15 protein-coding genes and 1 riboswitch are annotated in these 13,233 nt (G+C 63.3%); of the genes, 14 read left to right on the forward strand and 1 reads right to left on the reverse strand.

The features are described 5' to 3' along the window. Positions 1–48: 48 nt before the first annotated feature. Positions 49–281: riboswitch (cobalamin riboswitch) on the forward strand. 82 nt (positions 282–363) lie between these two features. The 14 genes from cobO (at position 364) to AB4O16_RS25215 (ending at position 11,826) form a co-directional block, all read left to right on the forward strand. Further along, on the forward strand, positions 364–975 hold the full coding sequence (cobO, locus tag AB4O16_RS25150; protein ID WP_057715808.1) for a cob(I)yrinic acid a,c-diamide adenosyltransferase: 612 nt from the start codon (positions 364–366) through the stop codon (positions 973–975). A 10-nt stretch (positions 976–985) separates the two neighbouring features. Then, positions 986–2,368 (forward strand): cobyrinate a,c-diamide synthase, encoded by a 1,383-nt coding sequence (locus AB4O16_RS25155; RefSeq protein WP_460156101.1) that lies wholly within the window; start codon positions 986–988, stop codon positions 2,366–2,368. Next, positions 2,365–3,015, forward strand: coding sequence for a 5,6-dimethylbenzimidazole synthase (gene bluB / locus AB4O16_RS25160; RefSeq protein WP_460156102.1), 651 nt, complete (start codon positions 2,365–2,367; stop codon positions 3,013–3,015). Before AB4O16_RS25155 ends, bluB begins: the two co-directional genes overlap by 4 nt. Beyond that, a complete protein-coding gene (gene cbiB, locus AB4O16_RS25165) occupies positions 3,012–3,920 on the forward strand; it encodes an adenosylcobinamide-phosphate synthase CbiB (RefSeq protein WP_460156103.1) in 909 nt (302 codons plus the stop codon). Before bluB ends, cbiB begins: the two co-directional genes overlap by 4 nt. After that, on the forward strand, positions 3,913–4,905 hold the full coding sequence (gene cobD / locus AB4O16_RS25170) for a threonine-phosphate decarboxylase CobD (RefSeq protein WP_460156104.1): 993 nt from the start codon (positions 3,913–3,915) through the stop codon (positions 4,903–4,905). Before cbiB ends, cobD begins: the two co-directional genes overlap by 8 nt. After that, positions 4,902–6,353, forward strand: coding sequence for a cobyric acid synthase (locus AB4O16_RS25175; RefSeq protein ID WP_160390169.1), 1,452 nt, complete (start codon positions 4,902–4,904; stop codon positions 6,351–6,353). Before cobD ends, AB4O16_RS25175 begins: the two co-directional genes overlap by 4 nt. A gap of 121 nt (positions 6,354–6,474) precedes the next feature. Next, positions 6,475–6,996 (forward strand): bifunctional adenosylcobinamide kinase/adenosylcobinamide-phosphate guanylyltransferase, encoded by a 522-nt coding sequence (cobU, locus tag AB4O16_RS25180; RefSeq protein ID WP_160390168.1) that lies wholly within the window; start codon positions 6,475–6,477, stop codon positions 6,994–6,996. Further along, complete coding sequence (gene cobT, locus AB4O16_RS25185) at positions 6,993–8,048, forward strand: nicotinate-nucleotide--dimethylbenzimidazole phosphoribosyltransferase (RefSeq protein ID WP_460156105.1); 1,056 nt, start codon at positions 6,993–6,995, stop codon at positions 8,046–8,048. Before cobU ends, cobT begins: the two co-directional genes overlap by 4 nt. Further along, complete coding sequence (gene cobC / locus AB4O16_RS25190; protein ID WP_160390166.1) at positions 8,045–8,620, forward strand: alpha-ribazole phosphatase family protein; 576 nt, start codon at positions 8,045–8,047, stop codon at positions 8,618–8,620. Before cobT ends, cobC begins: the two co-directional genes overlap by 4 nt. A 2-nt stretch (positions 8,621–8,622) precedes the next feature. After that, complete coding sequence (locus AB4O16_RS25195) at positions 8,623–9,354, forward strand: adenosylcobinamide-GDP ribazoletransferase (protein WP_460156106.1); 732 nt, start codon at positions 8,623–8,625, stop codon at positions 9,352–9,354. A 56-nt stretch (positions 9,355–9,410) separates the two neighbouring features. After that, positions 9,411–9,815, forward strand: coding sequence for a MarR family winged helix-turn-helix transcriptional regulator (locus tag AB4O16_RS25200; protein WP_160390164.1), 405 nt, complete (start codon positions 9,411–9,413; stop codon positions 9,813–9,815). Between the two features lie 52 nt (positions 9,816–9,867). Continuing rightward, positions 9,868–11,076, forward strand: coding sequence for an MFS transporter (locus tag AB4O16_RS25205; RefSeq protein WP_160390163.1), 1,209 nt, complete (start codon positions 9,868–9,870; stop codon positions 11,074–11,076). Further along, the gene (locus AB4O16_RS25210; protein WP_256678363.1) at positions 11,073–11,195 is read left to right on the forward strand and encodes a hypothetical protein; all 123 of its coding nucleotides are present in this window, start codon (positions 11,073–11,075) and stop codon (positions 11,193–11,195) included. Before AB4O16_RS25205 ends, AB4O16_RS25210 begins: the two co-directional genes overlap by 4 nt. Before the next feature lie 70 nt (positions 11,196–11,265). After that, entirely contained in the window at positions 11,266–11,826 is a 561-nt protein-coding gene (locus AB4O16_RS25215) for a glutathione peroxidase (RefSeq protein ID WP_223593326.1), read from the forward strand. An 81-nt stretch (positions 11,827–11,907) separates the two neighbouring features. Here the strand turns inward: AB4O16_RS25215 and AB4O16_RS25220 are convergent, their stop codons facing one another. Beyond that, positions 11,908–13,179 (reverse strand): OmpP1/FadL family transporter, encoded by a 1,272-nt coding sequence (locus tag AB4O16_RS25220; RefSeq protein ID WP_160390161.1) that lies wholly within the window; start codon positions 13,177–13,179, stop codon positions 11,908–11,910. Between the last annotated feature and the right edge of the window lie 54 nt (positions 13,180–13,233).

A 13,233-nucleotide genomic window follows, 5' to 3' on the forward strand; every position in this document is an offset into this window, starting at 1 on the left:
GCCGCTGGCCGCCCGGCTTTAATTGACGCTCCACCCCCAACCCTCTAACCTTCGCGGCTTGTTTCAGGTGCTCTGTGACTTGGGTCGACAGAGTGAAACAGGGAAGCCGGTGAGCGAGTCCTTCTGTTGGTCGAAGGCCTGCAATTCCGGCGCTGCCCCCGCAACGGTAAATGAGTGAAAGCTGTGTCTATGCCACTGTGTCGATTCGATGCGGGAAGGCGCACAGTCTGGCCCCGCGGCCACTCATGAGCCCGGAGACCGGCCTGATTCATCCAGCGGCATCACGGTGGGCGATGCCAGGCTTGTTGCCTTCTATTCTTGTGCCTGCCCGCCGTTATTCCTGCCTCAACGGAGAGCTCCCCCATGACTGATACCCCCGATCGTGACGAACGCCACCTGGCGCGCATGCAGCGCAAAAAAGCCGTGATCGACGAGCGCATCGCCAATTCCCCGAACGAGTGTGGCCTGTTGCTGGTGCTGACCGGCAACGGCAAGGGCAAGAGCAGTTCGGCTTTCGGCATGCTTGCCCGCGCCATGGGGCACGGCATGCAATGCGGCGTGGTGCAGTTCATCAAGGGCCGCAACAGCACGGGCGAAGAGTTGTTCTTCCGACGCTTCCCCGAGCAGGTGCGTTTTCATGTGATGGGCGAAGGTTTTACCTGGGAAACCCAGGATCGCCAGCGCGACATCGCCGCCGCCGAAGCTGCCTGGGCTGTGTCGCAGCAGCTGTTGCGCGACCCGTCCATCGGTCTGGTGGTGCTCGACGAGTTGAACATCGCCCTCAAGCACGGCTACCTCGACCTCGATCAGGTGCTCAGCGACTTGCAGGCCCGGCCGCCGATGCAGCACGTGGTGGTCACCGGTCGTGCCGCCAAGCCGGAAATGATCGAGATGGCCGACACCGTCACCGAAATGGGCGTTATCAAACACGCCTTCCAGGCCGGGATCAAAGCGCAGAAAGGCGTCGAGCTGTGAGCCGCACTCTATGAATAGCCCTCGTCAATGTCCCGCGGTACTGATTGCCGCGCCGGCTTCCGGCCAGGGCAAGACTACCGTCACCGCCGCCTTGGCCCGATTGCACCGCAATCAGGGGCGCAAGGTTCGCGTGTTCAAGTGCGGCCCCGATTTTCTCGATCCGATGATCCTCGAGCGCGCCAGCGGTGCACCGGTGTATCAACTGGACATGTGGATGGTCGGCGAGCAGGAGAGTCGCCGCCTGTTGTGGGAAGCCGCCGCTGAAGCCGATCTGATCCTGATCGAAGGCGTCATGGGGCTGTTCGACGGTACGCCGTCGAGCGCCGACCTGGCGCGGCATTTCGGTGTGCCGGTGCTGGGTGTGATCGATGGCACCGCCATGGCCCAGACCTTTGGCGCACTCGCTCTGGGGCTGGCGCGTTATCAGCCGGACCTGCCGTTCGCCGGCGTGCTGGCCAATCGCGTCGGCACGCTGCGCCACGCGCAACTGCTCGAAGGCAGCCTGACCGAAGGGTTGCGCTGGTACGGCGCGCTGTCCCGGGAGACCGGGATCGAACTGCCGAGCCGGCACCTGGGGCTGGTGCAGGCCAGTGAGTTGAACGATCTCGACCTGCGCCTCGATGCGGCAGCCGATGCCCTGGCCAGCAGCTGCGAGGTTGCGTTGCCCCCGGCAGTCGAATTCGCCGCGCCTGATGTCATCACGGCCGAACCGCTGCTGGCCGGTGTGCGCATTGCCGTTGCCCGGGATGAAGCCTTTGCATTCACCTACGGCGCGAGTCTGGACCTGCTGCGGGCGATGGGTGCCGAACTACGGTTTTTCTCGCCGATCCGTGATGCGCAATTGCCGGAGGCAGACAGCTTGTATCTGCCGGGCGGTTATCCGGAATTGCACCATGTGGCTCTCTCGCAAAACACTTCGATGCTGAACGCAATTCGCGCGCACCACGCAGCGGGCAAACCTTTGCTGGCCGAATGCGGCGGCATGCTTTATCTGCTCGATTCGTTGACCGATGTCGAGGGCGCTCGTGCGGAGCTGGTCGGTTTGTTGAACGGTGATGCGGTGATGCAAAAACGCCTCGCCGCGCTGGCGTTGCAAGCGGTGGAACTGCCGGAAGGTTCGCTGCGCGGGCACACCTATCACCATTCGCTGACCACCACCGAACTGGTGCCGATTGCCCGTGGCCTGAGCCCCAACGGCGGGCGAGGAGCGGAGGCGGTCTACCGTGAGGGACGGATGACTGCCTCATACGTGCACTTTTATTTTCCGTCGAATCCCGCGGCTGTCGCTGCATTGTTTGCGCCAGACCGTAAGGCCGCCTTCGCTGGCAAGCCAGCTCCTACAAAGGATCACCTAAACCCTGTGGGAGCGGGCTTGCCCGCGAAGAGGCCATGACCGACACCGCATTCTCCGAAGCCGAACGCAAAGCGGTCTACCGCGCCATCGCCGAACGCCGCGACATGCGCCACTTCAGTGGCGGCACCGTCGATCCCGAATTGCTGCGGCGCCTGCTCGAGGCCGCACATCAGGCGCCGAGCGTGGGCCTGATGCAGCCCTGGCGCTTCATTCGCATCAGCGATCGCGCCTTGCGCGGGCAAATCCAGGAGCTGGTGGAAGAGGAGCGCATCCGCACCGCCGAAGCCCTCGGCGAGCGCAGCGATGAGTTCATGAAGCTCAAGGTCGAAGGCATCAACGATTGCGCCGAGGTACTGGTTGCCGCCCTGATGGACGACCGCGAGCAGCACATCTTCGGCCGCCGCACCTTGCCGGAAATGGACATGGCTTCGCTGTCCTGTGCGATCCAGAACCTGTGGCTGGCATCCCGCGCCGAAGGGCTGGGCATGGGTTGGGTGTCGCTGTTCGAGCCGCAAGCGCTGGCCGATCTGTTGCGGTTGCCAGCAGGCGCCAAACCGCTCGCGGTGCTGTGCCTGGGGCCTGTCAAAGAATTTTATCCGGCGCCGATGCTGGTGCTCGAAGGCTGGGCGCAGGCGCGTCCGCTACATGAATTGCTGTATGAAAATTATTGGGGAGTGAGTCAATGAGTGTGGCGTTGTTGAGTGTCGCCGCGGTTGCGCTGGATGCGCTGCTGGGCGAACCCAAACGCTGGCATCCGCTGGTGGCGTTCGGCCGATTTGCCGAGCGCATCGAGCAACGTTTCAACGGCGGTGGTCGCGGCTGGCGCAGCCATGGCGTCACCGCGTGGGTGATCGCCGTGTTGCCGCTGGTGCTGTTGGCCACGGCATTCTCCTGGGCGCCCTACGTTGGCTGGATCGTCGAGATTCTCGCGCTCTATTGCGCCCTCGGCATGCGCAGCCTCGGTGAGCATGTCAAGCCGGTGGCCAAGGCCTTGCGTGGCAATGATCTTGAGGAAGCACGCAAACGCGTCAGTTATCTGGTCAGCCGCAAAACCAGTGATCTGGATGAAACCGAAGTCGCCCGTGCCGCCACCGAGTCGGTGCTGGAGAACGGCAGCGACGCGGTGTTCGCGGCGTTGTTCTGGTTTGCCGTGGCCGGTGCGCCGGGCGTGGTTCTTTACCGCCTGAGCAACACCCTGGATGCGATGTGGGGTTATCGCAACGAGCGCTTCGAACGGTTCGGCTGGGCAGCGGCGAAGATCGACGACGTGCTCAATTACATTCCCGCGCGCCTGGTGGCACTGACTTACGCGTTGCTGGGCAAAACCCGGCTGGCGTTGAAGTGCTGGCGCACCCAGGGCCCGACCTGGGACAGCCCGAACGCCGGCCCGGTGATGGCGGCGGGGGCGGGTGCCCTGGGCGTCGAATTGGGCGGGGCGGCGATTTATCACGGCGAACTGCATCAACGTCCGCAGTTGGGCGAAGGCGTGCCGGCGGATGCCGACGCCATTGACCGGGGCTGGCAATTGGTCCAGCGCGGGGTATGGTTATGGCTGCTGATTCTCTGCCTGGGGGCCGAATTTTATGCTTGAGCACGGTGGGCGATTGCGCAAGGCAGCGCTCGAGTACGGCATAGATGAGGCCGACTGGCTGGACCTGTCCACGGGCCTGGCACCCTGGCCGTTCCCGGTGCCGGATATTCCGCTGCGGGCCTGGGCCCGTTTGCCGGAGACGGACGACGGCCTGGAGCAGGCCGCGTGTGATTACTACGGGACTTTGCAGGCGCTACCGGTGGCCGGCTCGCAAATGGCGATCCAGTTGCTGCCGCGATTGCGTCGGGCAGGCAAGGTCGGCGTGTTGTCGCCCTGTTATGCCGAGCACGCTGAAGCGTGGCGGCGCAACGGCTACATCGTGCGTGAAGTGGTGGAGCAGGAAGTCGACTTCTTTCTCGACAGCCTCGACGTGCTGGTGGTGGTCAATCCGAATAACCCCACGGGCCTGAGCCTGACGCCCAGTCGCCTGCTCGACTGGCACGCGCGGCTGGCCCAGCGCGGTGGCTGGCTGGTGGTGGACGAAGCGTTCATGGACAACACGCCGCAACTGAGCCTGGCGCCGTTTGCCCATCAAGTCGGGCTGATCGTCCTGCGCTCCTTCGGCAAGTTTTTCGGCCTGGCCGGTGTGCGCCTGGGGTTTGTGCTGGCCGAACGCAAGTTGCTCAAGCTGCTGGCTGACCAAGTGGGGCCGTGGGCCGTGAGCGGGGCCACCCGGGTCGTGGGCCAGGCCTGCTTGCGCGATACCCAGGGGCAGGCGCGGCAACGGGCACGCACCGACGAGGCCGGCGAACGCCTGGCGACGCTGCTGGAACAACACGGGTTCCAGCCCCAGGGCGGTTGTGCGCTGTTCCAGTGGCTGATCACCGAGCGCGCCGAAGCGCTGCGTGAATTCATGGCCCGGCGCGGCATTCTCCTGCGGTTGTTCACGCACAACAGCAGCCTGCGATTCGGCTTGCCCGGTGACGAAGCCGCCTGGGCGAGACTGGCGCAGGCGTTCGAAGATTTTGCCAAGGAAAACCAATGACCACGCTGATGGTGCAGGGCACCACCTCGGATGCCGGTAAAAGCACGCTGGTGACCGCACTCTGCCGTTGGGCTACGCGCCAGGGCGTCAGGGTCGTGCCCTTCAAGCCGCAGAACATGGCCCTCAACAGTGCGGTGACCGCCGACGGCGGCGAGATCGGCCGCGCCCAGGCGGTACAGGCCCAGGCCGCGCACCTCGAGCCACACACCGACATGAACCCGGTATTGCTCAAGCCCAACAGCGACACCGGTGCCCAGGTGATCATCCATGGCCGCGCCGTCACCACCATGAACGCCGTCGCCTATCACGACTACAAAACCATCGCCATGCAAGCGGTGCTGGCCTCCCACGAGCGTTTGAGCGCGGGGTATCCGCTGGTGATGGTCGAGGGCGCTGGCTCGCCGGCGGAAATCAATTTGCGCGCCGGCGACATCGCCAACATGGGCTTCGCCGAGGCGGTGGACTGCCCGGTGGTGCTGATCGCCGATATCAATCGCGGCGGAGTTTTCGCCCATTTGGTCGGTACGTTGGAACTGCTGTCGCCGAGTGAGCAGGCGCGGGTCAAAGGCTTCATCATCAATCGATTTCGTGGCGACCTCGCGTTGCTGCAACCCGGCCTCGACTGGCTCGAAGAGCGCACCGGCAAACCGGTGATCGGCGTGCTGCCGTATGTGATGGACCTGCACCTGGAGGCCGAGGACGGCATCGACCAGCGCCAGACCGATAAGGCCGAACAGGTGCTGAAGGTAGTGGTGCCGGTGCTGCCGCGCATCAGCAATCACACCGACTTCGATCCGCTGCGCCTGCATCCGCAGGTGGACCTGCAGTTCGTCGGTCCCGGCCAGGCGATTCCACCCGCCGACCTGATCATCCTGCCCGGTTCGAAAAGCGTGCGCAGCGACCTCGCGTACCTGCGCGCCAATGGCTGGGAAACCGCGATCGCCCGGCATCTGCGTTACGGCGGAAAACTGCTGGGGATTTGTGGCGGCCTGCAGATGCTCGGTGAGCAGGTGCATGACCCGCTGGGGCTCGAAGGCGCGCCCGGTTCCAGTGCCGGCCTGGGCTTGCTGGCGTTCCAGACCCGCCTCGAACAAGAGAAGCAGTTGCGCAACGTGCGTGGTCGCCTGGCGCTGGAAGACGCACCGGTATCAGGCTATGAAATTCATGCCGGCGTGACCAGCGGACCGGCGCTGGAACAGGCCGCCGTGCATCTGGATGACGGCCGTTGCGATGGTGCACAAAGTGCCGACGGGCAGATCTTCGGCACCTACCTGCATGGCTTGTTCGAATCGCCGGCAGCATGCAGCGCGTTGCTGCGCTGGGCCGGGTTGGAGGATGTGCAGGCCGTGGATTACCACGCCTTGCGCGAGCGTGATATCGAGCGGCTGGCGGACCTGGTGGAGAAGCATCTGGATACCGGGCTGTTGCGGCAGCTCTGCGGGATTTAGGCTGGTTTTGCCGGCCCCATCGCGAGCAAGCTCGCTCCCACATTGGAACGCGGTCAACTGTGGGAGCGAGCTTGCTCGCGATGAGGCCAGGCGCTTCACCGAAGACTTTAAGGAATAAACCATGCTTCAACTGATCCTCGGCGGCGCCCGCTCCGGCAAGAGTCGCCTCGCTGAAAAACTCGCCATCGACAGCGCCCTGGCCGTGACCTACATCGCCACCAGCCAGCCACTGGACGGTGAAATGAACGAGCGGGTCGCTCATCACCGCGCCCGTCGCCCTGCAGAATGGGCACTGATCGAAGAGCCACTGGAACTGGCCCGCGTACTGCGTGAAAACGCCCGTGCCGACCACTGCCTGTTGGTGGATTGCCTGACCCTGTGGCTGACCAATCTGCTGATGCTCGACGATCCCGCGCGCTTGCAAGCCGAACGTGACGCCCTGCTGGACTGCCTGGCGTCGCTGCCGGGTGAAATCATTTTTGTCAGCAACGAGACCGGAATGGGTGTCGTGCCGCTGGGCGAATTGACTCGCCGCTATGTCGATGAAGCCGGTTGGCTGCATCAAGCTCTGGCTGAGCGCTGCCAGCGTGTCGTCCTGACCGTCGCCGGCCTGCCCCTGACTCTGAAAGGAACTGCGTTATGACTCAATCCTGGTGGCTGAACCCGTGCAAACCGGTCGATACCCAAGCGGTCGAACAGGCCCGGGCGCGGCAACAGCAACTGACCAAGCCGGCGGGCTCCCTTGGTCAACTGGAATCGGTGGCGGTGCAACTGGCGGGTTTGCAGGGGCGGGTCAAGCCGAGCCTGGAGCAGGTGTGGATCGCGATTTTTGCCGGTGACCACGGCGTCGTTGCCGAGGGCGTGTCGGCGTTTCCCCAGGAGGTCACCGGGCAGATGCTGCTCAACTTCGTCAGCGGCGGCGCAGCGATCAGTGTGCTGGCGCGGCAACTGGGTGCTTCCCTTGAGGTGGTCGATCTCGGCACGGTAACGCCGTCGCTGGATCTGCCGGGCGTGCGTCACTTGAACCTTGGCCCGGGCACGGCGAATTTTGTCCAGGGCCCGGCCATGACCGAGGCCCAGGGGCAACTAGCCTTGCAGGCCGGCCGCGACAGCGTGCTGCGGGCAAAGGCCGACGGTGCGCAGTTGTATATCGGTGGCGAAATGGGCATCGGCAACACCACCGCTGCCAGCGCCCTGGCCTGTGCCTTGCTCGATTGCCCGGTGGACCATTTGACCGGGCCCGGCACCGGGCTCAACGCCGCAGGTGTCAGCCACAAGGCCCAGGTGATCGGGCGCGCGCTGACGCTACACGGTGCGCAGCGTGGCGATGCCTTGCAGACCCTGTTCAACCTAGGTGGTTTCGAGATCGCCGCGCTGGTCGGCGCCTGTCTTGCCTGTGCCCAGGAAGGTGTCGCGGTGCTGGTGGACGGCTTCATTTGCAGCGTCGCGGCATTGGTGGCGGTGCGCTTGAATGCTGAGTGTCGGCAGTGGCTGTTGTTCGGTCATCGCGGCGCCGAGCCGGGGCATCGGCATGTGCTGGAAACCCTGAATGCGCAGCCGTTGCTCGATCTCGGCCTGCGTCTGGGTGAAGGCAGTGGCGCGGCGTTGGCAGTGCCGCTGCTGCGCCTGGCGTGTGACCTGCACGGGCAGATGGCGACCTTCGCCGAAGCCGCCGTGGCGGATCGTCCGGCATGACCTTGCGCCTGGACCTGCTGCGTCACGGTGAAACCGAACTCGGCGGCGGCCTGCGCGGCAGCATCGATGATGCGTTGACCGACACGGGCTGGGCGCAGATGCGCGCCGCTGTGGTCGGGCAGGGGCCGTGGGATCGGCTGGTCAGTTCACCCTTGCAGCGTTGTGCACGGTTTGCCGAGGAACTCGGTGCGCAACTGGCTGTGCCGGTGCAGCTGGATAAAGACCTGCAAGAGTTGCATTTCGGCGCCTGGGAAGGGCAGAGCGCGGCGGCGTTGATGGAAACCGACGCGCAGGCGCTGGGCTTGTTCTGGGCCGATCCCTATTCGTTCACACCGCCCCGGGGCGAGCCGGTTGTGGACTTCTCGGCGCGGGTGCTGGCCGCGCTGGAGCGGCTGCACACGACCTATGCCGGTGAGCGCATTCTGCTGATCAGCCACGGCGGTGTGATGCGCCTGTTGCTGGCGCAAGCGCGCGGGCTGCCGCGAGAACAACTGCTCAACGTTGAGGTCGGGCATGGCGCACTGTTTTCGCTGACGCTGGAGCCCGCTGGCCTGTTGAAGGAAGTGCTCTGACCATGTTGTCATTCTGGATCGCCCTGCAATTTCTCAGCAGCCTGCCGATTCGCCTGCCTGGTATGCCTGAGCCTCGGGAGCTGGGGCGGTCACTGCTGTTTTATCCGCTGGTGGGATTGCTCTTCGGCGCGATTCTGTGGGCGCTGAACTGGCTGTTGTCGGGCACGCCGCCATTGCTGCACGCGGCGTTGCTGCTGAGCGTCTGGGTGCTGCTCAGTGGTGGATTGCATCTGGATGGCCTGGCGGACAGTGCCGATGCCTGGCTCGGTGGTTTTGGCGACCGCGAGCGTACGTTGACCATCATGAAAGACCCGCGCAGCGGGCCGATCGCCGTGGTGACGCTGGTGCTGGTGCTGTTGCTCAAATTCACCGCGTTGCTGGCGCTGGTCGAGCAGCCGCATTCACTGGCATTGATCATCGTGCCATTGATCGGTCGCAGCGCCTTGCTCGGCCTGTTCCTGACCACGCCGTACGTGCGTGCCGGTGGCCTGGGCCAGGCATTGGCCGACCATCTTCCGCGTTCGGCGGGCAAGCAGGTACTGGCGGTCAGCGCGCTGGGCTGTGTGCTGATTGCCGGTTTGAGTGGTGTAGTGGCGGTGGTGATGGCCGTTCTGGGATTTGCCTGGTTGCGCCAGGTGATGCTGCGGCGTCTGGGCGGCACGACGGGCGATACCGCAGGCGCAATGTTGGAGTTACTGGAAGTTGCAGTGCTGGTAGGCTTGGCACTGTTCTGACTGTTACTGCGCTTCTGTAACTTGATTTAACCGACTCGCGGGTATATACACGCACCATGCTCGATTCCCAGTGTTTATGCATCAACCTGCGACGCGCCGCCCGTGGCGTCAGCAGGCATTACGACGGCGCTCTCGATGGCTTCGGGATCAACGTTGCGCAGTATTCTTTGCTGTGTAATCTGCAGCGTCTGGATCAGCCAAGCATTTCGACCCTGGCCGAGGCCATGGGCCTGGATCGCAGCACGCTGGGGCGCAACCTGCGGGTGCTGGAGGGGGAAGGCCTGGTGACGCTGGTCGAGGGTGAGGACATGCGTAATCGCATCGTCCTGCTGACCGAGGCGGGGGCGGAGCGCCTGACGGCCGCCTTGCCGGCCTGGGAAGCCGCGCAGCAGCGCTTGATCGATCGCCTGGGGGCCGAGAAGCGCGAAATCTTATTGAAGCTGCTGGACGAACTGGCGTGACGCCGGTTTTTCCGATTTTAAGCGGGTATATACCCGCTACCGGAGAACAACAATGACATCGATGTGGCGTACGTGCGGTTGGGTTCTGTTGGGGAGTGCGCTGATCCTGGCGCTGTCCCTGGGGGTGCGGCATGGCTTCGGGCTGTTCCTGGCGCCGATGAGCGCGGAGTTCGGCTGGGGTCGTGAAGTCTTTGCCTTCGCCATCGCCTTGCAGAACCTGATCTGGGGCCTCGCCCAGCCGTTTACCGGCGCCCTGGCTGACCGCTTCGGCGCGGCGAAAGTGGTGCTGATCGGTGGCGTCCTGTACGCAGTCGGACTGATTTGCATGGGGCTCTCCGACTCGGCGGTGACCCTGTCCCTGAGCGCCGGCCTGCTGATCGGCATCGGACTGTCCGGTACCTCGTTCTCGGTGATTCTGGGGGTGGTCGGCCGCGCTGTACCGGCGGAAAAACGCAGCATGGGCATGGGGATCGCCAGTGCCGCCGGCTCGTTCGGCCAGTTCGCGATGTTGCCCGGCACGCTCGGCCTGATCGGATGGCTTGGCTGGTCCGCCGCGCTGCTGGCGCTGGGCTTGCTGGTGGCGTTGATCGTGCCGCTGGTGAGTATGCTCAAGGACAAGCCGCTGCCCGTCCTCGGCCACGAACAAACCCTGGGCGAAGCGCTGCGCGAGGCCTGCTCGCACTCCGGATTCTGGCTGCTGGCGTTCGGCTTTTTTGTCTGCGGCTTCCAGGTGGTGTTCATCGGTGTGCACCTGCCAGCCTATCTGGTGGATCAACACCTTCCGGCGACGGTCGGCACCACGGTGCTGGCGCTGATCGGCCTGTTCAATATTTTCGGTACCTATACCGCCGGTTGGCTCGGCGGGCGCATGTCCAAGCCGCGCTTGCTCACCGCTCTGTATTTGTTGCGGGCAGTGGTCATCGGTTTGTTTCTGTGGGCGCCGGTGACCACGACCTCGGCCTACCTGTTCGGCATGGCCATGGGCTTTTTGTGGCTGTCGACGGTGCCGTTGACCAACGGTACGGTGGCGACCTTGTTTGGTGTGCGAAACCTGTCCATGCTCGGTGGGATTGTTTTCCTGTTTCACCAGCTCGGTGCGTTCCTCGGTGGCTGGCTGGGCGGCGTGGTGTACGACCGAACCGGCAGCTATGACTTGATCTGGCAGGTCGCGATTCTGCTGAGCCTGTTGGCCGCCGCCCTGAACTGGCCGGTGCGTGAGCGGCCGGTGGCGCGCCTGCAAACACAAGTGAGTGCGACATGAACAGACTTTGGCCCCGGATCACGGTTCTCGCTGTCTGCGCGCTTCTGCTCGCCCTGGTGTGGTGGGGCTGGCATCAGGGCGGGCTGGCGCTGATGCAGTTGGGCATGAGCATCTGCTAGCAGCAGGCTTGCTAGCAAGCGGGGATGGCGAGTAACGTCGAACTTTGACGATTGTTCAAGGATGCTCGAGATGCTCAAACGCTGGTGTGCCGTTCCCGCGTTGCTGATGGCGTTGTCAGGACTGACCTGGGCCGCAGATTGCCCTGAGGTGCTGCAGGGCTCGCTGCCGAAACTGCGGGCCAAGGAGTCCATCGACCTGTGCCAGCGTTATGCCGACAAACCGCTGGTGGTGATCAACACCGCGAGCTTCTGCGGTTTCGCGCCGCAGTTCGAGGGCCTTGAAGCGCTCAATCAGCGCTACAAGGGGCAAGGCCTGGAAATGTTGGGTGTGCCGTCCAACGACTTCAAGCAGGAGTCCAGGGACAGCGCCGAGACCGCGAAAGTCTGCTATGCCAACTATGGTGTGACGTTCACCATGTCTGAGCCGCAGAAGGTACGTGGCGACGGCGCCACCCATCTGTTTCAGGTACTGGCCAGGCAGAGCAGCGCACCGAAGTGGAATTTCTACAAGTATGTGATCGACCGCCAGGGTAACGTGATAGCCAGCTTTTCCAGCCTGACCAAACCGAACGATCCCGAGTTTCTGGCCGCAGTGGAAAAGGCCATTGCTTCCGCGCCGCTGAAACCCTGATCGAAAGCCACAAAAAAGCCCCGTGTCGGTCACCCGAACGGGGCTTTTTTGTGGGCGAGGGGTCAACCCCGCCATGCAGCATCAGAAGCGGTAGGTTGCGCCAACACCGAAACCGTTTGCCGAGTTTTCATACTTGGAATCGTAGGTCTGGCCACGATCGTTTTCGTTTCTGATCTTGACCGACTCTTCCTTCAGGTACGAGTAGGCAACGTCGATGGTCAGGTCTTCGGTCGGGCTCCAGCCGGCACCGATGCTGAAGATGGTCCGGTCGCCAGTAGGGATGCGTGGCGAGCGGTCGACGTTGTTGGTCGGCGACTGATCGAAAGACAGACCGGTACGCAGGACCCATTCCTTGTTCAGCTGGTAGGAAGTACCAATGGCGTAAGCCCAGGTGTCGTGCCAGTTTTGCTCTTCGGTAATTTCACCGAACTGACCAGCCAGCACCGGTTGCACGCCATCGTTCTTGACGGTGATTTTTTCCAGCTGGCTCCAGCGGGTCCAGGTGGTACCCGCGTAAGCGGTCCACTTGTCGTTCAGCACCTGGGTGACCGAGAAGTCCACGGACTCAGGCGTGGTGATCTTCAGCGATGCATCGTACTTCTGGTTGGCACCCAGACCGATTGCGCCCAGCACGCCGTAGTTGACCTTGGTATCGCCTTCGAGTTTGTAGTCGACTTTCGAGTGGTAAGTCAGACCCAGGCGGGTGGTATCGGTCGCTTGCACCAGCACGCCAATGTTGTAGCCCAGCGCGGTGTCATCACCCTTGATCTTGACCTTGCCGTCCGGCGCCGCCTGAGTGATCGACAGGTTGGATTCCAGCGTGCCATCGATGCGGTTGATGGTCGGGCCGAAGCCGATCGACACCTTGTCGTTGAAGGCGTAGCTGACGGTTGGCTGCAGGGTGACGATTTGCACTTCGGACTTGCTGCCGAAATAGCGGCCGGCAAAGCCGTTTTCGTAGTCGGTAATCAAGCCGAATGGCACGTACACGCCTACACCGAATGCCCAATGCTCGTCGATTGGCTTGACGTAGAAGCCCATAGGAACGGTGGTGAAGGGCACCATGTCGCCATCGTTGCTACCGCTGTTAGGGCTGGAGCTGGCGTGGCTGATATCGGTTTTTGCATCGAGGAATGCAACGCCACCGGTAACCTGTTCGCGCTTGATGCGCGACATGCCGGCAGGGTTGCCATAAACAGTACTTGCGTCATCGGCAGAAGAAGATCGCCCGGCGTACCCAGTCCCCATCCCGCTGATGCTGTGTTCGTTGATGGCAAAGCCAGCTGCAAAGATCTGGGTGGATGCCATGGCAACGGCGAGGCTAATGGTGGATTTGAGCATTACTTTTTTCATTATTAGAACTCCTGGTGATCACCGGGGCGAAAATTACCAACATTTTCGCCGCAG

The organism is Pseudomonas sp. S2_H10, assembly GCF_054668285.1.

Bases quoted from the DNA above. Each gene is read 5' to 3' on its own strand.
- AB4O16_RS25205 (WP_160390163.1), top strand. From the start codon at position 9,868: ATGACATCGATGTGGCGTACGTGCGGTTGGGTTCTGTTGGGGAGTGCG.
- cbiB (WP_460156103.1), top strand. From the start codon at position 3,012: ATGAGTGTGGCGTTGTTGAGTGTCGCCGCGGTTGCGCTGGATGCGCTG.
- cobU (WP_160390168.1), top strand. From the start codon at position 6,475: ATGCTTCAACTGATCCTCGGCGGCGCCCGCTCCGGCAAGAGTCGCCTC.
- AB4O16_RS25175 (WP_160390169.1), top strand. From the start codon at position 4,902: ATGACCACGCTGATGGTGCAGGGCACCACCTCGGATGCCGGTAAAAGC.
- bluB (WP_460156102.1), top strand. From the start codon at position 2,365: ATGACCGACACCGCATTCTCCGAAGCCGAACGCAAAGCGGTCTACCGC.
- AB4O16_RS25215 (WP_223593326.1), top strand. From the start codon at position 11,266: ATGCTCAAACGCTGGTGTGCCGTTCCCGCGTTGCTGATGGCGTTGTCA.
- AB4O16_RS25155 (WP_460156101.1), top strand. From the start codon at position 986: ATGAATAGCCCTCGTCAATGTCCCGCGGTACTGATTGCCGCGCCGGCT.
- cobC (WP_160390166.1), top strand. From the start codon at position 8,045: ATGACCTTGCGCCTGGACCTGCTGCGTCACGGTGAAACCGAACTCGGC.
- cobT (WP_460156105.1), top strand. From the start codon at position 6,993: ATGACTCAATCCTGGTGGCTGAACCCGTGCAAACCGGTCGATACCCAA.
- AB4O16_RS25200 (WP_160390164.1), top strand. From the start codon at position 9,411: ATGCTCGATTCCCAGTGTTTATGCATCAACCTGCGACGCGCCGCCCGT.
- cobD (WP_460156104.1), top strand. From the start codon at position 3,913: ATGCTTGAGCACGGTGGGCGATTGCGCAAGGCAGCGCTCGAGTACGGC.
- AB4O16_RS25210 (WP_256678363.1), top strand. From the start codon at position 11,073: ATGAACAGACTTTGGCCCCGGATCACGGTTCTCGCTGTCTGCGCGCTT.
- AB4O16_RS25195 (WP_460156106.1), top strand. From the start codon at position 8,623: ATGTTGTCATTCTGGATCGCCCTGCAATTTCTCAGCAGCCTGCCGATT.
- AB4O16_RS25220 (WP_160390161.1), bottom strand. From the start codon at position 13,179: ATGAAAAAAGTAATGCTCAAATCCACCATTAGCCTCGCCGTTGCCATG.
- cobO (WP_057715808.1), top strand. From the start codon at position 364: ATGACTGATACCCCCGATCGTGACGAACGCCACCTGGCGCGCATGCAG.